The organism is Streptomyces sp. NPDC054770, from assembly GCF_053611985.1.
This window is the reverse complement of record NZ_JBSHBL010000017.1, coordinates 30,662-52,011: the sequence shown is the minus strand read 5'-3', so window position 1 is coordinate 52,011 and position 21,350 is coordinate 30,662. Positions and strand designations below refer to the sequence as shown.

Genomic DNA, 21,350 nt, shown 5'->3' with positions numbered 1-21,350 from the left:
GGGTGTCCGGCCTGCGCCCCCTCGCCGGGGGCGCAAGCCGGGCTATTCCGGCTGGTGTTCCGGGCCTCCGAAGTCCGGGCTGGTGTAGTCCGGGCTGGTGAAGCTCGGGCGGGAAGCGGGTGCGGCGCCGTCGTCGGTGCTGAAGCCGGGACGGCCGTAACCGAGACGCGGCATCCGGCCCGCCGGGCCCGACGGGGCGGTACTGCGCAGTCCGGCCGCGCCGGTGTCGGCGGCCAGTGCTTCCCGCAGGAAGGGCAGGATGCCGCGCTCCAGCAGGGCCTCCCGCCAGGCCTCCCTGGCCTTGGCCACCTCCCCGCCGGGTTCGCCGTAGGCTCCGGCCTCCAGCGAGGGGCTGTTGCGCAGTGCGGTGAGCAGCAGTCCCGCGCCGGCCATGAGGATGGTGGCCGCGGTCACCACGCCGAACACCCAGCCCGCGGTGAGCATGGTCTGGGCGAACGCCGGGGCCGGGTCCAGCATCTTGAGGACGTAGCCGACGAGCAGGAAGATCGCGGCGGCGGTGCCGGCGAGCACGGGCGCCAGGACCAGGGCGAGGGCGAAGCCTCCGGCGCCGGTGGTCTCGGCGGCCTCGCCGAGGGTGGTGGCGAGCCCCATCGCGCCGCCCACGCCGGGCTCCGTGGAGCCGGAATCCTGGACGACGGCCGGGGTGGACCGCGCGGGATTGCGCAGTTCCTCGCGGACCTTCACATAGTGCTGGTACTCGGTCGCCGCGGCCGCCGTGATCAGTGTGGTGGCGTTGAGCGCCATGGTGCGCAGCTGTTCGGTGTTCAAACGCCGGCCTATACCGGCCAGTTCGGGACGGTACTGGGCGGAGCGCAGCGCCTCATCGAGGATCCGCTCGTATTCCTGGCGGTCCTCGCTGTGCAGGTGCTGCGGAACGCTGTTCATGTGCATCCCCCGATGCTCCGTAGGGCTTGTGGCTCGCACGCCGGCGAACCGTCGGGCAGAAACGGAGGGGAGCCTGCTACGGATAAACCGATGGTAGAGCCGTTACGGCACGCGGTGACAGGGGGTTGCCGGAAATTGGGGGTGGACCGCGTGTGACATCGGGGGGATCGAACAGCCCGGCGAACGCTCAGGCGTCCAGCGGAAGTTGCCTCACCAGCAGCTTTCCGGCCATGGTCACGCCGCCGTCCATGGCGATGGCGAGCCCGTCGGCGTACACGTGCGGTCCTTCCACAACGGGGCCGGCGGCCTCTTCGCCCTCCTCGGAGCCGACTTCCCCGAGCAGATAGGGAATCGGGCTGTGTCCGTGAACGATGCGGGTACCGCCGTACGTATCGAGAAGGGAACGGACGGCGTCTGCACCCCCCTCGTCGCGGAAGGAGAAGCGCTTGGTGAACTTGCGGAACAGGTCCCACACCTCGTCCGCGTCGTTACGCGTGATGGTCTCGCGGACCGTGTCGTTGACCGCCTCGATCGAATCGCCGTAGTCGAGGTAGGCGGTGGTGTCGGAGTGGACCAGCAGATAGCCGTCGACCTCCTCGACGGCGTCCAGGCGGGCCATCCACTGGAGGTGGTGGTCCTGGAGCCGGTCCATGTCGGTCTTCTGGCCGCCGTTGAGCAGCCAGGCCGCCTGGAAGGTGGCGGTGCCCGCGCCGGAGTTGACGGGGGTGTCGCCGAACCGCTTGGCGCCGAGCAGCAGCAGCTCGTGGTTGCCCATGAGGGCCTTGCAGTAGCCGCCGGCCGCGGCCGCCTCGGCGGACAGCCGCATCACCAGGTCGATGACGCCGATGCCGTCCGGACCCCGGTCGGTGAAGTCACCGAGAAACCAGAGCCGGGCGGTGCCCGCACACCACTGGCCGTCCGCGTCGATCAGCCCCTGCTCCCGCAGCGCGGCGAGCAGTTCGTCGAAGTAGCCGTGCACGTCGCCGACGACGTACAGCGGGCCGGGACCGGCCGCGAGCTGCGAGGCCGGGGCGGCGGCCGGTTCGACCGGCATCCGGAGCGTGTCGCCGCGGCGGATGACGGGAAGGTCGCGCTGGGTCGGCGTGTACCCCTCTGGGTACCCCTCCGGATATGCCTCGGGATACCCCTCCGGGTATGCCTCGGGGTACGGCTCGTCGAGTGGCGGGGCGACATCTCCGGGGTGCGCGCCGTGGGTGTACGGGCCGGTCTCGTTGACGTACCCGGGCACCCGGAAGTCGCGCAACGTCGCCGTCCGCTCCGCCTCGGGTCCCTGACCGGCCCCCTGAGTCATCAGACCCCTCCACCATCGCGCCGCATCTGCACCGCTTCGGCCTGCCTGGTCGCAGCGGCCCGCGGTGTCGTGGGCCCATCATAGGAATGCCCGTCGCGCCGTGTGATGACCCAGGGGTGGTGAATCCCGGCAGGACTCCGGTTCAGCGTGGCTTTCGCCCCGGTTGGGCAGGGGTTCGACCCACCGTCGTTCAGCTGCCGGCCGCCGTCGGACGGCGCCCGGCAGCTGCGCCGCCCCGCTCTCCGCGCGTCCGTGCTACTCCTCCTCCGGTGCCCGCGGCGGGCTGACCGTGGTGCGCTGCTGGCGTCGCTGGGAGGAGGTACGCACGATCAGTTCGGTCGGTATCACCTGCTCGACCGGCTGGTCCGACTCGACCCCCTCGATCGCGTCGATGAGCAGCTGCACCACCGCCGTGCCGATGCGGCGCGGCTTCAGGGAGAGCGTGGTGATGGGCGGCTCGGTGTTGGCGTACACGGTCGACTCGCTGCAGCACACCAGCAGCAGGTCGTCCGGGACGCGCAGTCCGTAGCGGCGGGCGGCGGCGAGCAGGTCGGTGCCGTTGGGGTCGAAGAGGCCGTAGACGGCGTCGGGGCGGTCCGGGCGGGCGAGCAGCCGGTCGGCGGCGACGGCGCCGGCGCACGGGTCGTGCGCCGGGTAGGCCTCGTAGACCGGGTCCTGGCCGACGCGTTCGCACCAGCGCAGGTAGGCGGTGGTCGACAGATGCGTGTACGTGTCCGTCGTGGTGCCGGTGAGCAGGCCGATCCGGCGGGCGCCCGCGTCGGCGAGATGGTCGAGGATGCCGAGGACGGCGGCCTCGTGGTCGTTGTCCACCCAGGCGGTGACCGGGAGCGAGCCGGCCGGGCGGCCGTCGGAGACCACCGGCAGGCCCTGCCGGACCAGTTCGCTGACCACCGGGTCCTGGTCGGAGGGGTCGATGACGACCGTGCCGTCCAGGGCGACGTTCGACCACACGTCGTGGCGTGAGGTCGCGGGCAGGATGACCAGGGCGTAGCCACGGGCGAGCGCGGCCGAGGTGGCGGCCCGCGCCATCTCCGCGAAGTACGCGAACTCGGTGAAGGTGAAAGGTTCATCCCCGTACGTCGTCACGGTCAGGCCGATGAGTCCCGACTTGCCGGTACGGAGGGTGCGGGCGGCGGCCGAGGGGCGGTACCCCAGCCGGTCGGCGACCTCTCTGACATGGCGGCGGGTGGCATCCGGGAGTCTGCCCTTGCCGTTCAGGGCGTCGGAGACGGTCGTGATGGAGACTCCGGCGGCGGCGGCCACGTCTCTGATGCCCGCCCGGCCCGGCCGGCTGCCTCGCCGAGAGGTTTCCGCGCGGCTCACCTGGTGCTTCCCTGCTGCTGTCATGGCGAGCCGATAGTAGGGCTCATGCGGTGGGGTAGTGCGGACGCATATGCACGCGTTGACAGGCACGTTTCTGCAAGGTCAAAGAGGGTCAACTACCTTAGAAAGAAAGTCAGTTGAACGATCCAATAGTGAGACGTGACTTGTCGGCACGGATGGGCCTGCCAAGTGCCCGATGTTTCGAAGAGGTCTCAACTCACCTGCACGGGTGATGCGCGCTACGGCGCGAGCCACCGGCGCGTAGATATATGTAGGGCGCGCCCCCGAAAAATGCGCCTTCGTGCGGTGATGCCCGTGATGCCAGTGGGGCGGATGGGGTTACGGATGAGGTTCGCCGCTGCGGCTCCTCGCCGGCTCGGCCGATGCCTCGGTCAGGCTCCGTGCTTGCGCTTCGGCTGTACGCAGCGGCGCCGAATCCTCATAAGGTGAGAAGTATTGGATGCCGGCGGTGCGGACGGTCCGCCGGTGGTCGCGAGGAGGACTGCGGTGAGCGAGACGAGCCCCAAGCTGCGCGCCGAGCTGGAGGGTATCCCCACCTACAAGCCGGGCAGGCCGGCGGCGGCCGACGGTCCTGTCGCGTACAAGCTCTCCTCCAACGAGAACCCGTATCCCCCGCTGCCCGGTGTGATGGAGTCCGTCACCGCGGCCGCCGCCTCCTTCAACCGCTACCCGGACATGGCCTGCACCGGGCTGATGAACGAGTTGTCGAACCGCTTCGGCGTTCCGCTCGGCCATCTGGCCACCGGCACCGGGTCGGTGGGTGTCGCCCAGCAGTTGATCCAGGCCACCAGCGGCCCGGGCGACGAGGTGATCTACGCCTGGCGCTCCTTCGAGGCGTACCCGATCATCACGCAGATCAGCGGCGCCCGGTCGGTCCAGGTGCCGCTCACGCCCGGTGACGTGCACGACCTGGACGCGATGGCGGACGCCGTCACCGACCGCACCCGGCTGATCTTCGTCTGCAACCCCAACAACCCGACCGGCACGGTCGTGAAGCGGGCCGAGCTGGAGCGGTTCCTGGACCGGGTGCCGAGTGACGTGCTGGTGGTCCTCGACGAGGCCTACCGGGAGTTCATCCGCGATCCCGAGGTGCCCGACGGCGTCGAGATCTACCGTGAGCGGCCGAACGTCTGCGTGCTGCGGACCTTCTCCAAGGCGTACGGCCTCGCCGGGCTGCGCGTCGGCTTCGCGATCGCGCATGAGCCGGTGGCGGCTGCGCTGCGCAAGACGGCGGTCCCCTTCGGCGTGAGCCAGCTCGCCCAGGAGGCGGCGATCGCCTCGCTGCAGGCCGAGGACGAGCTGCTCGGCCGGGTCGGCTCGCTGGTGTGCGAGCGGCAGCGCGTGGTCGAGGCGCTGCGCGGCCAGGGCTGGACGGTGCCCGAGACCCAGGCGAACTTCGTGTGGCTGCGGCTGGGGGAGCGTACGACGGCCTTCGCCCAGCTCTGCGAGGAGCACGGCGTGGTCGTCCGCCCCTTCCCGGGCGAGGGTGTGCGGGTGACGGTCGGCGAGAACGAGGCGAACGACATCTTTCTGAAGGTGGCGGAGGCGTTCCGCAAGGAGCTGTAGAGCCTGCGGGGCCCCGGGGACTCCCCGCGGGCCCACGCGGCCACGGGTGGCACGGATGCGGGGTCGTACGGCCGACATGGGGCCGGGCGGCCCCGCACGCGTCTGCGGAGGGTGCCGAACGGCTCAAGTGCGACCCCCCTTCGATGGTCGACCATCAGTGCGTCATAATGGCTTGTGAATGTGAATGCATTCACAAGCTCGACCCTTTTGCTCCGTTATGCACGTCACAAAGGGGTCATGTGCCGCTGTACCACGGCGACGTAAGGAGACTGACGACGTGTACCTGGCTCTGGCGCCGGAGACACTGGCGCGCTGGCAGTTCGGCATCACCACCGTCTACCACTTCCTGTTCGTCCCGCTGACGATCTCGCTGGCCGCTCTCACGGCCGGTCTGCAGACCGCCTGGGTGCGCACGGAGAAGGAGAAGTACCTCAGGGCGACCAAGTTCTGGGGCAAGCTCTTCCTGATCAACATCGCGATGGGCGTGGTCACCGGCATCGTGCAGGAGTTCCAGTTCGGCATGAACTGGTCCGACTACTCGCGCTTCGTCGGCGACATCTTCGGCGCGCCGCTCGCCTTCGAGGCGCTGATCGCCTTCTTCTTCGAGTCCACCTTCATCGGGCTGTGGATCTTCGGCTGGGACAAGCTGCCCAAGAGGATCCACCTGGCCTGCATATGGATGGTCTCCATCGGCACGATCTTGTCCGCGTACTTCATCCTCGCGGCCAACTCGTGGATGCAGCACCCCGTCGGCTACAAGATCGACAAGGCGAAGGGGCGGGCCGAGCTCACCGACTTCTGGGCCGTTCTCACCCAGAACACCGCGCTGGCCCAGGCCTTCCACACGCTGTCCGCGTCCTTCCTGACCGGCGGCGCGTTCATGGTCGGCATCGCCGCCTTCCACCTGTTCCGCAAGAAGCACATCACCGTGATGAAGACCTCGCTGCGGCTCGGTCTGGTCACCGTCGTCATAGCCGGCATGCTCACCGCGATCAGCGGTGACACCCTCGGCAAGGTCATGTTCAAGCAGCAGCCGATGAAGATGGCCGCCGCCGAGGCCCTGTGGGACGGCCAGAAGCCGGCGCCCTTCTCGATCTTCGCCTACGGCGACGTCAGCAAGGGGCACAACACCGTCGAACTGTCCGTCCCCGGCCTGCTGTCGTTCCTGGCCGACGACAGCTTCAACTCGTACGTCCCCGGCATCAACGACACCAACAAGGCCGAGCAGCAGAAGTACGGAGCCGGCGACTACCGGCCCATCATCCCGGTCACCTTCTGGGCGTTCCGCTGGATGATCGGCTTCGGTATGGCGTCCTTCGCCATCGGACTGGCCGGGCTCTGGCTGACCCGCAAGAAGTTCATGCTGCCGCAGCACCTGCGGGTCGGTGAGGACGAGGTGCCGAACCTGGTCCTCTTCAAGAGCAAGGCGCTCAGCCCCGAGCTCGGCAGGCTGTACTGGCTGGTGGCGATCTGGACGCTCGGCTTCCCGCTGATCGCCAACTCCTGGGGCTGGATCTTCACCGAGATGGGCCGCCAGCCCTGGGTCGTCTACGGCGTCCTGCAGACCCGTGACGCGGTCTCCCCCGGTGTCTCCCAGACCGAGATCCTCATATCGATGATCACCTTCACCGCGCTCTACGCCGTCCTCGCCGTCGTCGAGGTCAAGCTGCTCGTGAAGTACGTGAAGGCGGGCCCGCCCGAGCTCACCGAGGACGACCTCAACCCGCCCACGAAGATCGGCGGCGAGCCCCGTGACGCCGACAAGCCGATGGCCTTCTCGTACTAGGCCGAGGGAGACGCAGTCATGGAACTTCACGACGTCTGGTTCGTCCTGATCGCCGTCCTGTGGACCGGCTACTTCTTCCTGGAGGGATTCGACTTCGGGGTCGGCATCCTCACCAAGCTGCTCGCCCGGGACCGCCTGGAGAAGCGGGTGCTGATCAACACGATCGGCCCGGTCTGGGACGGCAACGAGGTGTGGCTGCTCACCGCGGGCGGCGCGACCTTCGCCGCCTTCCCCGAGTGGTACGCCACGCTCTTCTCCGGCTTCTACCTGCCCCTGCTGGTGATCCTGGTCTGCCTGATCGTCCGGGGCGTCGCCTTCGAGTACCGGGCGAAGCGGCCCGAGGAGAACTGGCAGCGCAACTGGGAGACCGCGATCTTCTGGACCTCGCTGATCCCGGCGTTCCTGTGGGGTGTGGCCTTCGGGAACATCGTGCACGGCGTGAAGATCGACCGGAACTTCGAGTACGTCGGCACCCTCTGGGACCTGTTCAACCCGTACGCCGTGCTCGGCGGACTGGTGACGCTGACCCTGTTCACCTTCCACGGGTCGGTGTTCACCGCGCTCAAGACCGTCGGCGACATCCGGGTACGGGCACGGAAGCTGGCGACCAAGGTCGGTCTGCTCGCCGCCGTGCTGGCGCTGGCCTTCCTGCTGTGGACCCAGGCGGACAGCGGGGACGGCAAGAGTCTGGTGGCCGTGATCGTGGCGGTCGCCGCACTGGTCGCCGCCCTCGGTGCCAATCTGCGGGGCCGTGAGGGATGGGCGTTCGCCCTGTCCGGCGTGACCATCGTGGCCGCTGTGGCGATGCTCTTCCTGTCGCTCTTCCCGAACGTCATGCCGTCGTCGCTCAACGGGGAGTGGAGCCTCACGGTGACCAACGCCTCGTCGAGTCCGTACACCCTGAAGATCATGACGTGGCTGGCGGCGATCGCCACGCCGCTTGTCCTGCTCTACCAGGGGTGGACCTACTGGGTGTTCCGCAAGCGGATCGGTACGCAGCACATAGCGACCGAAGCCGCGCACTGAGTCCGAGGGGAGGGTGTCTCATGGTGATGGTCGCGGTGGTGTGTGACGTTTCACGTGAAACACCCTCTCCGGGCCGAAGGGCATGTTTCACGTGAAACCAATCGATCCCCGTCTGCTGCGTTACGCCCGCGCCACCCGCCTCTTCCTGGTGGCCGTTGTCGGTCTCGGTGCCGTCGGTGCCGGGCTGGTCATCGCTCAGGCCATGCTCGTCGCCGAGGTGGTGGTCGGCGCCTTCCAGTATGGTCAGTCGGTCTCCGAACTCCGCACCCCGCTGCTGCTGTTGGTGGCCGTGGCGGGCGGTCGCGCGCTGGTCTCCTGGCTCACCGAGCTGGCCGCGCACCGGGCGAGCGCGGCGGTCAAGTCCGAGCTGCGGGGCCGGCTTCTCGATCAGGCGGTGGCGCTCGGTCCCGGCTGGCTGAGCGGTCAGCGGACCGGGTCGCTGGTCACGCTCGCCACGCGCGGTGTCGACGCCCTCGACGACTACTTCTCGCGCTACCTGCCGCAGTTGGGGCTGGCGGTGGTCGTGCCGGTCGCGGTGCTGGCGCGCATCGTCACCGAGGACTGGGTCTCCGCGGCGATCATCGTCGGGACCCTGCCGCTGATCCCGCTCTTCATGGTGCTGATCGGCTGGGCCACCCAGTCCCGGACGGACCGTCAGTGGCGGCTGCTGTCCCGGCTCTCCGGCCACTTCCTGGACGTGGTCGCCGGGCTGCCCACGCTGAAGGTGTTCGGCCGGGCCAAGGCGCAGGCCGAGTCCATCCGCCGGATCACCGACGAGTACCGGCAGGCGACCATGCGGACGCTGCGGATCGCCTTCCTCTCCTCCTTCGCGTTGGAGCTGCTGGCCACGTTGTCGGTGGCGTTGGTCGCCGTGACCATCGGCATGCGGCTCGTGCACGGCGACATGGACCTGTACGTCGGGCTGGTCATTCTGGTGCTGGCGCCCGAGGCGTATCTGCCGTTGCGGCAGGTGGGAGCCCAGTTCCATGCGGCGGCGGAGGGGCTGGCGGCGGCGGAGGAGATCTTCGCGGTGCTGGAGACGCCGGTGCCGGTGTCCGGGGCGGGCGAGGTGCCGGTGGGGGCTGCCCTGGCCTTCGAAGGGGTGACGGTCCGGTATCCGGGCCGGTCGGGGGATGCGGTCACCGACGTCTCGTTCACCGTCGAACCCGGGGAGACCGTCGCGCTGGTCGGACCCAGCGGGGTGGGCAAGTCGACGCTGCTGAGCGTGCTGCTGGGGTTCGTACGGCCGGTGGCGGGGCGGGTGCGGGTCGGGGGAGCCGACCTTGCCGGCCTCGACCTGGAGGAGTGGCGGTCGCGGATCGCGTGGGTGCCGCAGCGGCCGCATCTGTACGCCGGGACGATCGCCGAGAACGTACGGCTCGCGCGTCCCGATGCGGACGACGACGCCGTCCGGAGGGCGTTGCGGGACGCCGGGGCGCTGGGGTTCGTGGAGGCGCTGCCGGCGGGGGCGGAGACGATGCTCGGGGAGGACGGGGCCGGTCTGTCCGCCGGGCAGCGGCAGCGGCTGGCGTTGGCGCGGGCGTTTCTGGCGGACCGGCCTGTGCTGTTGCTGGATGAGCCGACGGCTGCGCTGGACGGGGTGACGGAGGCGGAGGTCGTGACGGCGGTACGGAGGCTCTCCGAGGGGCGCACGGTGTTGCTCGTGGTGCACCGGCCGGCGTTGCTCTCGGCGGCGGACCGCGTGGTACGGCTCTCCGGCAGCGAGGCCCCCAGGGGGCTCCGCCCCCTGGACCCCCAGAGCCTTTGCCCACCCACCACCCGACTCGGTCAATTGGAAGGCGAGGGCGGGGAGCAGCTCGGTCAATTGGAAGGGCAGGTCGCGGACCGGCTCGGTCGAGGGGAAGGCAGGGGCGGGGAGCGGCTCGGTCGGTGGGAAGGCGGGGGCGGGGAGTGGCTCGGTGGGGTGGGGAGTGAGGGCGCGGAGCGGCTCGGTCAAGAAGGTCAGGGCGCGGAGCGGCTCGGGCGGTCGGAAGGCCAGGCTGCGGGGCGGCTTGGATGGCTGGGAAGGGAGAGCGTGGAGTCGGGAGGTGGGCGGCGGCTGGGGGTTCTTGGGCGGGTTCGGGGGGATTCCGGGGGGCGGCGGGGGCGGTTGGTGCTTGCGCTTCTGCTTGGGGCTCTTGCTGTTGGCAGTGCCGTTGGGCTGATGGCTACTTCCGGGTGGTTGATCTCGCGGGCCTCGCAACAGCCGCCGGTGCTGTATCTGATGGTCGCCGTGACGGCCACGCGGGCGTTCGGGATCGGGCGGGCGGTGTTCCGGTACGGCGAGCGGCTGGTGTCGCACGATGCCGTGCTGCGGATGCTGGCCGACACACGGGTCGCCGTGTACCGGCGGCTGGAGCGGCTCGCGCCTGCCGGGCTCCGGACGACCAGGCGGGGGGATCTGCTCAGCCGCCTGGTCGCCGATGTGGACACCTTGCAGGACTACTGGCTGCGGTGGCTGCTGCCCGCCGGGGTCGCGGTGGCCGTCTCCGCGGGGGCCGTGGGGTTCACGGCCTGGTTGCTGCCCGAGGCCGGGGCCGCGCTCGCGGTGGGACTGCTGGCCGCCGGTGTCGGTGTGCCGCTGGTGACCTCGGCGGTGGCGCGGCGTGCCGAGCACCGGCTGGCGCCCGCCCGCGGGTTGCTGGCGACCAGGGTGACCGACCTGCTCACCGGCACTGCCGAGTTGACCGTTGCCGGCGCGCTGCCCACCCGTACCGACGAAGCCCGGCGGGCCGACGGCACGCTCACCCGGATCGCCTCTCGGGGAGCCACGGCCACCGCACTCGGCGACGGGCTGACCGCACTGCTGACCGGCCTGACCGTCGCGGCCGCCGCGCTGCTGGGCGCCCAGGGGGTCGCCGACGGCCGGCTGAGCGGCGTGGCGATGGCGGTGGTCGTACTCACTCCGCTGGCCGCCTTCGAGGCCGTACTGGGGCTGCCGTCGGCCGTGCAGCACCGGCAGCGGGTGCGCAGGAGCGCCGAGCGCATCTACGAGGTGCTGGACGCCCCCGAGCCCGTGCGGGAGCCGGAGCGGCCGCGCCAGGCGCCCGCCGCGCCCTTCCCCGTCGTACTGAAGGGCCTGACGGCTCGCTACCCGGGGCAGGGCCGGGACGCGCTCGCCGGGATCGACCTCACCCTGCACGAGGGGCGCAGGGTCGCCGTGGTCGGTGCCTCCGGCGCCGGCAAGTCGACCCTCGCCCAGGTCCTGCTGCGGTTCCTCGACCCGGACGCGGGCGCCTACACGCTCGCAGGTGTGGACGCGTACGGCATGGACAGCGACGACGTACGGCGGTTGGTCGGGCTCTGTGCCCAGGACGCGCATCTCTTCGACAGTTCCGTGCGCGAGAACCTGCTGCTCGCCCGGAAGGACGCCACCGAGGAGCAACTGCGGGACGCGCTGGGCCGGGCCCGGCTGCTCGACTGGGTGGACGGGCTCCCCGACGGGCTCGACACCCTGGTCGGCGAGCACGGGGCGCGGCTGTCCGGCGGGCAGCGGCAGCGGCTGACGCTCGCCCGGGCACTGCTCGCCGACTTCCCGGTGCTGGTGCTGGACGAGCCCGCCGAGCATCTCGACCTGCCCACGGCCGACGCGCTCACCGCGGATCTGCTGGCCGCCACCGAGGGCCGTACGACGCTGCTCATCACGCACCGGCTGGCGGGCCTGGAGGCCGTGGACGAGGTGATCGTCCTCGACGCGGGCCGGGTGGCGCAGCGCGGGACATACGCGGAGCTGGCCGCCGTGGCGGGACCGCTGCGCGCGATGGCGGAGCGGGAGGCGGCGGCCGAGTCGCTGGTGGCAGCGCGGTAGTCCGGCGCGGCGGCCGGCTCAGGCGCGTGCGGCCAGCAGCTGCTCGATCACGACGGCCACCCCGTCCTCGTTGTTGGCGACCGTACGGCCGGAGGCGGCGGCGACGGCGGCGGGGTGGGCGTTGCCCATGGCGAACGACTGGCCGGCCCAGGTCAGCATCTCGACGTCGTTGGGCATGTCACCGAAGGCCACGACCTCGTCGTGCGAGATACCGCGCTCGGCGCACTCCAGAGCGAGCGTGCTGGCCTTGGAGACGCCCGGGCCGCTGATCTCCAGCAGGGCGCTGGGGCTGGACCGGGTGACGGTGGCGCGCTCGCCGATGGCCAGGCGGGCCAGGGTGAGGAAGGCGTCCGGGTCGAGGTCGGGGTGATAGGCGAGGATCTTGAGCACGGGCTCGCCGGCGCTCGGACCGTCGACCGCGAGGATCTCCTCGGCGGACAGCAGATGGTCCGGTATCTCCATGTGCAGCTTGGGATAGGCCGGCTCCTGGTGGAAGCCGTACGTCTGCTCGATCGCGTACACCGTGCCCGGCGCGGCCTCGCGCAGCAGGCCCACGGCGTCCAGCGCGTTCTCCCGGGCCAGGTCGCGCACCTTGACGAAGCGGTGGGCGCCGGGGCCGCCGTGCAGGTCGACCACGGCCGCGCCGTTGCCGCAGATGGCCAGGCCGTGGCCGTGGACGTGGTCGCTGACCACGTCCATCCAGCGGGCCGGGCGGCCGGTGACGAAGAAGACCTCGATCCCCGCCTCCTCGGCGGCGGCCAGCGCGGCGACCGTCCTCGGGGAGACCGACTTGTCGTCGCGCAGCAGGGTGCCGTCGAGATCGGTGGCGATCAGCCGGGGCGGGGTCGCGAAGGCAGGGGATTCGGGCTGTCGGGTCGCTGAGGTCACCGGGTCATTCTCGCGCATATGCCCGCACGGTCGTGCGGGCGGGCGCACAGATGAGACACAGACGACTCCAAATCGCCACTGCCGCCGGTCTGTTCAGCCGTCCGTTCAGCCCAGTTGGGCCAGGGCCTCCATGGCGATCAGTTCGAAGACCTTCTCCTCGGTCGCGAACATCGAGTCGGGGACGGGCCAGTGGATCACCAGCTCGGTGAAGCCCAGCTCCTGGTAGCGGCCGGCGAAGTCGACGAAGGCGTCCAGGGACTCCAGCGGCCGGTTTCGGTCCGGGGTGAACCCGGTGAGCAGGACCTTGTCCAGTTCCGACGCGTCCCGGCCGGCCGCCGCGCAGGTCTCGGCGAGCTTGCCCAGCTGTCCGCGCAGCGCCTCGAAGGACTGCTCGGGCGTCCCCGTCTCGTAGAGCTTCGGGTCGCCGGTGGTCACCCACGCCTGGCCGTGCCGTGCGGCCAGCTTCAGCCCGCGCGGGCCGGTGGCGGCCACCGCGAAGGGCAGCCGGGGCCGCTGCACACAGCCCGGAATGTTGCGCGCCTCGTCGGCCGAGTAGAACTCGCCCTGGTACGTCACGGAGTCCTCGGTGAGCAGCCGGTCGAGCAGCGCCACGAACTCCGCGAACCGGTCGGCCCGCTCCCTCGGGGTCCACGGCTCCTGGCCCAGCGCGGTGGCGTCGAAGCCGGTACCGCCGGCGCCGATGCCGAGCGTCACCCGGCCGCCGGAGATGTCGTCCAGGGAGATCAGCTCCTTGGCGAGCGTCACCGGATGCCGGAAGTTCGGCGAGGTGACCAGGGTGCCCAGCCGCATCCGGTCGGTGACGGAGGCGGCGGCGGTCAGCGTCGGTATCGCACCGAACCACGGGCCGTCCCGGAAGGTGCGCCAGGACAGGTGATCGTACGTGTACGCGGTGTGGAAGCCCAGCTCCTCCGCGCGCGTCCAGGCGTGCCGGCCGCCCTCGCTCCAGCGGCGGTACGGGAGGATCACGGTGCTCAGACGCAGACTCATGGGTCCGAGACTAAGGGGACCCGCCGACCACGGACGAAACGGTCACCGTATGCGGCTGCCCGGCCACGGCGTGAGCAGGAATCGGCGCACGCCTCGTGCGGCAGCGAACCGTCCGGGTCCGTGGTGACACCGAAGCCCGCCGCGCGCCGACCGCCGCCTCGGTGGTGGGCAGATGCTCCCGGTGCCTCTGGTGAGTCCGAATGGTCCACACCAATCGTGATGCCGGGGTCAGTGCGGATCGGGGAAGCGCAGGTAGTGCGGCGGCACGGCCTGCGTCAGCCACACCCCGTTCGCGCTGATGTGGAAGACGTGTCCGTCCCGGTGCATCGCGCCCGCGTCGACCGACAGCACGACGGGGCGGCCGCGCCGGGCACCGACCCGCGTCGCGGTCTCCCGGTCCGCCGACAGATGCACGTCGTGCCTGTTCATCGGCCTGAGGCCTTCGCTCCGGATCGCGTCCAGGTTCCGTGCCACGGTGCCGTGGTAGAGATACGGCGGCGGAGTCGCCGCGGGCAGTCCGAGGTCGACGTCGATGCTGTGGCCCTGGCTGGCGCGGATCCGGGTGCCTTCGATCGCGAACCGCTTCTTGTCGTTGGCGGCGACGACGTGGTCCAGTTCCTCGCGGGTGACCGGGAAACCGTGCGCCGCTGCCGCCGCGAGCAGGGTGTCGATCTCCACCCAGCCCGCCTCGTCCAGGCTGAGCCCGATGCGTTCGGGCTGGTGGCGCAGGTGTTTCGAGAGGTACTTCGACACCTTCACGGTGCGCCGCTCGTCCTGTGCTCCTTCGTTGTGTCTTGCGTTCATGCCACCAGCGTGCCGGGCGAGACGCGGATCACGCAGATATTTTTCGCCGCAGGTTTGATCCACAACCAAGTGCAGTTATCCACAAGGAAATTGGCCGAGTTGTGGACAAGTACTGGGCAGTTCAGGGTGTTTCGTCAAGATCGGTAACAGGCTTGTGATGTGTGGCGAGGGCGTCCAAATGCCGTGCCCGGACCTCGCGTTCGGCAGCAATCGCGATGAACTCCGCGACGCGGTCCGCGCCAACAAGGCCTCGTACGGCCTCGATCGTGCCGGTGGGGAGGGCCACGGAACGCGTCTCGTCCGGGGACTTCGACCGCTCCCCCGCACTCAGTCGACGGCGCACCTCGCGGGTCGCGAACAGGCGCATGGCGCGGGCCAGTTCCGCATCGACCGTCTGACGGGCCAGGGGGCGCAGGCGGCGGACGAGCGAGGCCGCTTCGGCCGCGCCGGCGTCGGTGCGGTGGCCCGGGTCCTCGAGGTAGCGGCCGAAGACGTGCTCGGTGGTGAACTCCAGGAAACGGGCCGCGATGTGTTCGACCTGAGTCCTCAACTCCCGCAGATGCTCGGAGATCGCGGAGAGGGGGACACCGGCCGCGTACAACTCCACTGCCACGGCGAGTTCCTGGGGGCTCGGGACGAGGAAGGAGCCGGGGTCGCCGTCCACCGGTTCCAGTACGCCGAGTGCCACGGCCTCGGCCACGGCCGCGTCGTCGGGGGTGCCGCCGAAGCGGGCGTCCAGGTCGGCGCGGGACACGCGTACCGGTTCCTCGTCGGTCCAGGGGCCCTCTGCTTCGGTGACCAGTCCGAGGACGCCGGCGAGGCCGCGGCCGGTGTCCCAGGCGTCGAGCAACTCCTTGACGGCGGCGAGGGTGTAGCCGCGGGCGAGGAGGTCGGTGATCTGGTGGAGGCGGGTGAGGTGGACGTCGGAGTAGAGGTTGGCGCGGCCGTGGCGTTCGGGGCGGGGGAGGAGGCCCTTGTCCTGGTAGGCGCGGATGGTTCGGACGGTGGTGCGGGAGTGGTGGGCCAGGTCCTCTATGCGGTAAGTGGGGGTGGCCGGGGGGTCGGACATGTGGGGTTCCTTGGCTGGTGACCGGGGTTGGGGGCGGGGGTGTCGCTTACCGGCGCTGGCCGGGTGCCGCTGCGCCCACCCGTGCCGCCCTGCGGCACGCCTGCCCGCAGCTGAGTAGCTGTGAAGCTGTGAAGCGCCCCGTCAGGGGCGCGGGGAACTGCGCGGCCAGCCCCCACCGGGCCGCGGCCGAACAACGACGCCCTACAATCTCGGCTCCACCCGCGCGATCCGCCGCAGAACCCCCGGCGCCACCCGCGAAAGCCACCGCGCGCCCCTCGCCTCCGGTGTCACCGGTACCACCGCGCGGTTGTGTTCCACCGCCTCCAGGATCGCCGAAGCCACCTTCTCCGGCGGGTAGTTGCGCATGCCGTACAGCCGCGCCGAGCGCTGCTGTCGGCGTCGTTCCTCCGCCTCGTCGACGCCCGTGAAGCGGGCCGTCGATGTGATGTTGGTGTTGATGAAGCCGGGGCAGATCGCCGTCACCCCGATGCGCTGGGCGGCGAGTTCGGCGCGCAGGCACTCGGACAGCATCAGGACCGCCGCCTTGGAGGTGCTGTAGGCCGGCAGGGCGCGGGAGGGCTGGTACGCGGCGGCCGACGCGACGTTGACGATGTGGCCGCCCTGGGCGCGTTCCGCCATCCGGGCCCCGAAGAGGCGGCAGCCGTGGATGACGCCCCAGAGGTTGACGTCCAGGACCCGCCGCCAGTCCTCCGTCGTCGTCGTGAAGAAGGACCCCGACAGGCCGATGCCCGCGTTGTTGACCAGTACGTCCAGCACCCCGTACTCGCGGTGGACCTTCTCCGCGAGCTTCTCCATGGCCTGCTCGTCGGAGACGTCGGCGGTTTCGGCCCACGCGTCCGCCGCGCCGATCAGCCGGGACAGCTCGGCGGTGCGGGCGGCCGCCTCCGCGTCCCGGTCCACCGCCACCACGCGCGCGCCCGTCTCCGCGAAGGCGAACGCCGTCGCCCGTCCGATGCCGCTGCCCGCGCCGGTGACCAGGACCAACTGGCCCCCGAACCGCTGGGCATGGCGGTCGGCGGGCTTCGGCTCCGGGGCTCGGCCGTCCTCCGTGGACATCACGAACTCCTCGATCCAGGAAGCCACCTGGTCCGGCCGGGTGCGCGGGATCCAGTGCTTGTCGGGCAGGGTGCGGCGGGTGAGCCGGGGCACCCAGCGCTCCAGGTCGTCGTACAGCCGCTCGGAGAGGAACGCGTCGCCGAGGGGCGTGATGAGCTGCACGGGCGCGTGGGCGTACGCGTCCTCGCGCGGGCGGCGCAGCCGGGCCCGTACGTTGTCGCGATACAGCCAGGCGCCGTGTGCCGCGTCGGTGGGCAGGGAGGAGGTCGGGTAGTCCCCCGCGGGGAGCCTCTCGGCCCGCTGGAGGATCCTCGGCCAGGCCTTGCCGAGGGGGCCGCGCCAGGCCAGTTCGGGCAGGGCGGGGGTGTGCAGCAGGTAGACGTACCAGGATTTGGCGCCCTGGCCGAGGAGCTGGCCCACCCGGCGGGGCGTCGGGCGCCGCACGCGTGCGTCGATCCAGTGCCCGAAGTGGTCCAGGGACGGCCCGGACATCGAGGTGAAGGAGGCGATCCGGCCCTCGGTACGCCCCACCGTGACGAACTCCCAGGACTGCACCGAGCCCCAGTCGTGGCCGACGAGGTGCACCGGGCGGTCCGGGCTGACCTCGTCGATCACCGCCAGGAAGTCGTCGGTGAGCTTGGCGAGGGTGAAGCCGCCCCGCAGGGGCTTCGGTGCCGTCGAGCGGCCGTGGCCGCGGACGTCGTACAGGACGACGTGGAAGCGGCCGGCGAGGCGGGCCGCGACCCCGGACCAGACCTCCTTGGTGTCCGGGTAGCCGTGCACGAGGACGACCGTCGGGGCCGCCGGGTCGCCCAGCTCCGCCACGCACAGGTCGACGCCGCCGGTACGCACCCGGCGCTCGCGCGCGCCTTCGATGTCGGTCACTTGTCCTCCGCCCAGCGCCGCACGTGCGGCAGATCGTCGTCCAGCCAGAAGGCGCTCTGCTCGGGGTCCCGGGAGTCGGTGACCACGAGGATCTCCTCGAACTTGGCGCCCGTGCCCCGGAAACCGAGGTGCGGTTCGACCGCCCACAGGCCCGGCCTGGGCGGGTGGTCGGAGAAGCGGTACGGCGACCACAGCGGTGACCAGCCCTCGCGGTGGCCGTGCAGCGCGTCGGCCGCGAGCCCCTTCAGGGACTGGGTGCCGAATCCGAAGAGATGCGGTGACCAGCGGCGCTGCTTCACCCGGTCCACCTTGTGGGCGATCACGCCGAAGGGGTACGCGCGGTGCCGGTTGGCGTAGCCCTGGCGGACCATGAGGCGGTCCACGTCCTGGTAGATCTCGCGCAGCGGGCGCCGCTCGCGCACCTCGCGCAGGATCAGCTCGCGGTGCGCCTCCAGGTCGGCCATCAGCCGGTCCTGCACGGGGTTGGGCCCGAGGGAGCCCGAGTAGCCGATGTCGGCCGTGCAGCCCTCGTACACCGGGGCCAGGTCCAGGATGAACGGCATCCCGGGCGCCAGCCTGCGGTCGGTCGGGAAGAACTGCAGCGGTATGCGGAAGTCCGTGAACGCCGTGCGGTCGCCGAACCAGGCGAAGGGGAGGTGGAACCAGTCCCGCACGCCCCGCGCACGCAGCCACTCGCGCTGCATCCGGGCCGCCTCGCGCTCGGTGATCCCCGGCTCCAGCCGGGCCGCGACGGCCTCCGCGCACTCGTACGCGAGCCGCTGCACGCGCCGGAAACCCCGGAGCTCCGCCGAACGTTCTTCCTTCACTGCCGTCGTCACCCGATCCGCCCCGTCTCCGTCGACTGCGGTACGTGCCCGTAACTTGACACTGGTGAATGTGACAGTTGTTAGAGGGAACGTCAATAGGAGGATCCGGGGCCTGTGGACAACTCTGCGTAGCCCTTAGGCAGGGGATCCCCTAGGGCCCCGTAATACTCGAGACTGACGCGAAGACGGCTCTCGGGTCTGACGACCGCAGTGGCCCGTATCACTACCTTCTATGGCGTGACTGTGATCGTGACCGAAAGCCTGAGCAAGCGGTTCCCCCGGGTGACCGCGCTCGACCGGCTGTCCGTGGACATCGGACCCGGTGTGACCGGACTCGTGGGAGCCAACGGCGCCGGCAAGTCCACCCTGATCAAGATCCTGCTGGGTCTGTCCCCCGCGAGCGAGGGCCGCGCCGAAGTGCTCGGCCTCGACGTCGCGACCAAGGGCGCCGCCATCCGCGAGCGCGTGGGCTACATGCCGGAGCACGACTGCCTGCCGCCCGACGTCTCGGCCACCGAGTTCGTCGTGCACATGGCCCGCATGTCCGGCCTGCCGCCCACCGCCGCCCGCGAGCGCACCGCCGACACCCTGCGCCACGTCGGGCTCTACGAGGAGCGGTACCGCCCCATCGGCGGCTACTCCACCGGAATGAAGCAGCGCGTGAAGCTCGCCCAGGCCTTGGTGCACGACCCGCAGCTGGTCTTCCTCGACGAGCCGACCAACGGCCTTGACCCGGTCGGCCGCGACGACATGCTCGGCCTGATCCGCCGCATCCACACCGACTTCGGCATCTCGGTCCTGGTCACCTCGCACCTGCTCGGCGAGTTGGAACGCACCTGCGACCACGTGGTCGTCGTCGACGGCGGCAAGCTGCTGCGCTCCAGCTCCACCACCGACTTCACGCAGTCCACGACCACCCTCGCCATCGAGGTCACCGACAGCGACGAGCACCCCGACGGCACCCGCGCGGTGCGCGACGCGCTCCACGCGCGCGGGGTGGAGACGGACAACGAGGGCGGCGGCCTCCCCGGCGCCGGCCACATCCTGCTGCTCACCGCCCAGGGCGAGGAGACGTACGACCTCGTCCGCGATGTCGTCGCCGACCTCGGGCTCGGCCTGGTGCGCATGGAACAGCGCAGGCACCACATCTCCGAGGTCTTCACCAGCAGCGACGAGCAGCGGAAGGAGGCGACCGTCCATGGCGGTTGAACAGCCCCTGGCCACCCCCGCGGGTGACCAGTCCCGAATCCACGACATCGGCTACCGCGGCTACGACGGCCCCCGCCTCGGCCGCGGGTACGCCCGCCTGTCCCTCTACTCGCAGACCCTGCGCGGCTCCTACGGCCTCGGCCGCTCGGTGAAGTCCAAGGTGCTGCCGATGCTGCTGTTCGCGGTGATCTGCGTGCCGGCGGCCATCATGGTCGCCGTCGCCGTCGCCACCAAGGCGCACGACCTGCCGGTGCCCTACACGCGGTACGCGATCATCATGCAGGCCGTCATCAGCCTGTACGTCGCCTCACAGGCACCCCAGGCCGTCTCCCGCGACCTGCGCTTCAAGACCATTCCGCTGTACTTCTCGCGGCCCATCGAGACCGCCGACTACGTCCAGGCCAAGTTCGCCGCCCTCGCCTCGGCGCTGTTCATCCTCACCGGCGCCCCGCTGGTCGTGCTGTACGTGGGCGCGCTGCTCTCCAAGATGGACTTCGGCCACCAGACCAAGGGGTTCGGTCAGGGGCTGCTCTCGGTGGCCCTGCTGTCCCTCCTGTTCGCCGGCATCGGCCTGGTCATCGCGTCCATCACGCCGCGCCGCGGCTTCGGCATCGCCGCCGTGATCGCCGTACTGATCGTCTCCTACGGCGCGGTCTCCACCCTCCAGGCCATCGCCGACTCCCAGGGCAGCACCAGCGCGATCCCGTGGATCGGCCTGTTCTCGCCGGTCACCCTGATCGGCGGCCTGAGCACCGCCCTGCTCGGCGGCACCAACACCTTCCCGGGCGGCGACGGGCCCTCCCACGCCCAGGGCGCGGTGTACCTGCTCGTCATCGCCGGCCTCGTCGCCGCCTGCTACGGCCTGCTGCTGCGCCGCTACAAGAAGGTGGGACTGTGACCACGCTCTCCATCGACCACGTCTCCCGCTGGTTCGGCAACGTGGTCGCCGTCAACGACATCACCATGACCATCGGCCCCGGCGTCACCGGCCTGCTCGGCCCCAACGGAGCCGGAAAGTCCACCCTCATCAACATGATGGGCGGCTTCCTGGCCCCCTCCACGGGCACGGTCACCCTCGACGGCAAGCCGACCTGGCGCAACGAGGCCATCTACAGGCACATCGGCATCGTCCCCGAGCGCGAGGCGATGTACGACTTCCTCACCGGCCGCGAATTCGTCGTCGCCAACGCCGAGTTGCAGGGCCTCGGCGCCAAGGCCGCCCAGAAGGCGCTCGCCACGGTCGAGATGGAGTACGCCCAGGACCGCAAGATCTCGACGTACTCCAAGGGCATGCGCCAGCGCGTGAAGATGGCGTCCGCCCTGGTCCACGAGCCGTCCCTGCTCCTCCTCGACGAGCCCTTCAACGGCATGGACCCGCGCCAGCGCATGCAGCTGATGGATCTCCTGCGGAAGATGGGCGACGAGGGCCGCACGGTCCTCTTCTCCTCCCACATCCTCGAAGAGGTCGAGCAACTCGCCTGGCACATCGAGGTCGTGGTCGCCGGCCGGCACGCGGCCAGCGGCGACTTCCGCAAGATCCGCCGCCTGATGACCGACCGCCCGCACCGCTACCTGGTCCGCTCCAGCGACGACCGTGCCCTCGCGGCCGCCCTCATCGCCGACCCGTCCACCTCGGGCATCGAGGTCGACCTCGCCGAGGGCGCGTTGCGCATCCAGGCCGTCGACTTCGGCCGCTTCACCGCCCTGCTGCCCAAGGTCGCCCGCGACCACGGCATCCGGCTGCTCACGGTCTCGCCGTCCGACGAGTCCCTCGAATCCGTGTTCTCTTATCTGGTCGCGGCGTAGGAGGCCCA

At 70.6% G+C, this 21,350-nt stretch carries 16 protein-coding genes; 7 read left to right on the top strand and 9 right to left on the bottom strand.

Translation table 11 applies throughout. From position 1 onward, the window contains the following. Window positions 1-42: 42 nt before the first annotated feature. The 3 genes from ACWGKQ_RS17455 to ACWGKQ_RS17445 all read right to left on the bottom strand — a co-directional run bounded on the left by ACWGKQ_RS17455 (window position 43) and on the right by ACWGKQ_RS17445 (window position 3,586). Window positions 43-912 carry a hypothetical protein gene (locus ACWGKQ_RS17455; RefSeq protein WP_453292792.1) on the bottom strand — a complete coding sequence of 290 codons (870 nt, stop codon included), beginning with the start codon at window positions 910-912 and terminating at the stop codon, window positions 43-45. Between the two features lie 181 nt (window positions 913-1,093). Beyond that, window positions 1,094-2,218, bottom strand: a complete 1,125-nt coding sequence (locus ACWGKQ_RS17450; RefSeq protein WP_453292791.1) for a metallophosphoesterase — start codon at window positions 2,216-2,218, stop codon at window positions 1,094-1,096. 255 nt (window positions 2,219-2,473) lie between these two features. Beyond that, window positions 2,474-3,586, bottom strand: a complete 1,113-nt coding sequence (locus ACWGKQ_RS17445) for a LacI family DNA-binding transcriptional regulator (protein WP_189262808.1) — start codon at window positions 3,584-3,586, stop codon at window positions 2,474-2,476. A gap of 483 nt (window positions 3,587-4,069) precedes the next feature. Between ACWGKQ_RS17445 and hisC the strand changes: the two genes are divergently transcribed. From hisC to cydD, 4 genes are all read left to right on the top strand, one after another. Then, window positions 4,070-5,149, top strand: a complete 1,080-nt coding sequence (gene hisC, locus ACWGKQ_RS17440; protein ID WP_453292790.1) for a histidinol-phosphate transaminase — start codon at window positions 4,070-4,072, stop codon at window positions 5,147-5,149. A gap of 277 nt (window positions 5,150-5,426) precedes the next feature. Then, complete coding sequence (locus ACWGKQ_RS17435; RefSeq protein WP_453292789.1) at window positions 5,427-6,935, top strand: cytochrome ubiquinol oxidase subunit I; 1,509 nt, start codon at window positions 5,427-5,429, stop codon at window positions 6,933-6,935. A gap of 18 nt (window positions 6,936-6,953) precedes the next feature. Next, window positions 6,954-7,961, top strand: a complete 1,008-nt coding sequence (gene cydB / locus ACWGKQ_RS17430; protein ID WP_453292788.1) for a cytochrome d ubiquinol oxidase subunit II — start codon at window positions 6,954-6,956, stop codon at window positions 7,959-7,961. Between the two features lie 82 nt (window positions 7,962-8,043). Continuing rightward, window positions 8,044-11,769, top strand: a complete 3,726-nt coding sequence (gene cydD, locus ACWGKQ_RS17425; protein ID WP_453292787.1) for a thiol reductant ABC exporter subunit CydD — start codon at window positions 8,044-8,046, stop codon at window positions 11,767-11,769. Window positions 11,770-11,787: 18 nt separating this feature from the next. Here cydD and ACWGKQ_RS17420 read toward each other — a convergent pair whose 3' ends face one another. The 6 genes from ACWGKQ_RS17420 to ACWGKQ_RS17395 all read right to left on the bottom strand — a co-directional run bounded on the left by ACWGKQ_RS17420 (window position 11,788) and on the right by ACWGKQ_RS17395 (window position 18,339). Continuing rightward, entirely contained in the window at window positions 11,788-12,675 is an 888-nt protein-coding gene (locus tag ACWGKQ_RS17420) for an HAD-IIB family hydrolase (RefSeq protein WP_453292786.1), read from the bottom strand. Window positions 12,676-12,762: 87 nt separating this feature from the next. Then, window positions 12,763-13,665 (bottom strand): LLM class flavin-dependent oxidoreductase, encoded by a 903-nt coding sequence (locus tag ACWGKQ_RS17415; protein ID WP_453292785.1) that lies wholly within the window; start codon window positions 13,663-13,665, stop codon window positions 12,763-12,765. Between the two features lie 228 nt (window positions 13,666-13,893). Continuing rightward, entirely contained in the window at window positions 13,894-14,469 is a 576-nt protein-coding gene (locus ACWGKQ_RS17410) for an RNA 2'-phosphotransferase (RefSeq protein WP_453292784.1), read from the bottom strand. Between the two features lie 121 nt (window positions 14,470-14,590). Continuing rightward, complete coding sequence (locus ACWGKQ_RS17405) at window positions 14,591-15,538, bottom strand: MerR family transcriptional regulator (RefSeq protein WP_453292783.1); 948 nt, start codon at window positions 15,536-15,538, stop codon at window positions 14,591-14,593. 201 nt (window positions 15,539-15,739) lie between these two features. Then, entirely contained in the window at window positions 15,740-17,500 is a 1,761-nt protein-coding gene (locus tag ACWGKQ_RS17400; protein ID WP_453292782.1) for an SDR family oxidoreductase, read from the bottom strand. Further along, on the bottom strand, window positions 17,497-18,339 hold the full coding sequence (locus ACWGKQ_RS17395) for a M24 family metallopeptidase (protein ID WP_453292781.1): 843 nt from the start codon (window positions 18,337-18,339) through the stop codon (window positions 17,497-17,499). Before ACWGKQ_RS17395 ends, ACWGKQ_RS17400 begins: the two co-directional genes overlap by 4 nt. 231 nt (window positions 18,340-18,570) lie before the next feature. Here ACWGKQ_RS17395 and ACWGKQ_RS17390 point away from each other — a divergent pair, with 231 nt between their 5' ends. From ACWGKQ_RS17390 to ACWGKQ_RS17380, 3 genes are read left to right on the top strand one after another with little or no spacing between them, the layout of a single operon-like run. Continuing rightward, on the top strand, window positions 18,571-19,536 hold the full coding sequence (locus tag ACWGKQ_RS17390; RefSeq protein ID WP_453292869.1) for an ABC transporter ATP-binding protein: 966 nt from the start codon (window positions 18,571-18,573) through the stop codon (window positions 19,534-19,536). Beyond that, a complete protein-coding gene (locus tag ACWGKQ_RS17385; protein ID WP_453292780.1) occupies window positions 19,526-20,434 on the top strand; it encodes an ABC transporter permease in 909 nt (302 codons plus the stop codon). The genes ACWGKQ_RS17390 and ACWGKQ_RS17385 overlap by 11 nt, the downstream gene beginning before the upstream one ends. Next, a complete protein-coding gene (locus ACWGKQ_RS17380) occupies window positions 20,431-21,342 on the top strand; it encodes an ABC transporter ATP-binding protein (protein ID WP_453292779.1) in 912 nt (303 codons plus the stop codon). The genes ACWGKQ_RS17385 and ACWGKQ_RS17380 overlap by 4 nt, the downstream gene beginning before the upstream one ends. Window positions 21,343-21,350 lie beyond the last annotated feature (8 nt).

Bases quoted from the DNA above. Each gene is read 5' to 3' on its own strand.
- ACWGKQ_RS17455 (WP_453292792.1), bottom strand. From the start codon at position 912: ATGCACATGAACAGCGTTCCGCAGCACCTGCACAGCGAGGACCGCCAG.
- ACWGKQ_RS17450 (WP_453292791.1), bottom strand. From the start codon at position 2,218: ATGACTCAGGGGGCCGGTCAGGGACCCGAGGCGGAGCGGACGGCGACG.
- ACWGKQ_RS17445 (WP_189262808.1), bottom strand. From the start codon at position 3,586: ATGACAGCAGCAGGGAAGCACCAGGTGAGCCGCGCGGAAACCTCTCGG.
- cydB (WP_453292788.1), top strand. From the start codon at position 6,954: ATGGAACTTCACGACGTCTGGTTCGTCCTGATCGCCGTCCTGTGGACC.
- cydD (WP_453292787.1), top strand. From the start codon at position 8,044: ATGTTTCACGTGAAACCAATCGATCCCCGTCTGCTGCGTTACGCCCGC.
- ACWGKQ_RS17420 (WP_453292786.1), bottom strand. From the start codon at position 12,675: ATGCGCGAGAATGACCCGGTGACCTCAGCGACCCGACAGCCCGAATCC.
- ACWGKQ_RS17415 (WP_453292785.1), bottom strand. From the start codon at position 13,665: ATGAGTCTGCGTCTGAGCACCGTGATCCTCCCGTACCGCCGCTGGAGC.
- ACWGKQ_RS17410 (WP_453292784.1), bottom strand. From the start codon at position 14,469: ATGAACGCAAGACACAACGAAGGAGCACAGGACGAGCGGCGCACCGTG.
- ACWGKQ_RS17405 (WP_453292783.1), bottom strand. From the start codon at position 15,538: ATGTCCGACCCCCCGGCCACCCCCACTTACCGCATAGAGGACCTGGCC.
- ACWGKQ_RS17385 (WP_453292780.1), top strand. From the start codon at position 19,526: ATGGCGGTTGAACAGCCCCTGGCCACCCCCGCGGGTGACCAGTCCCGA.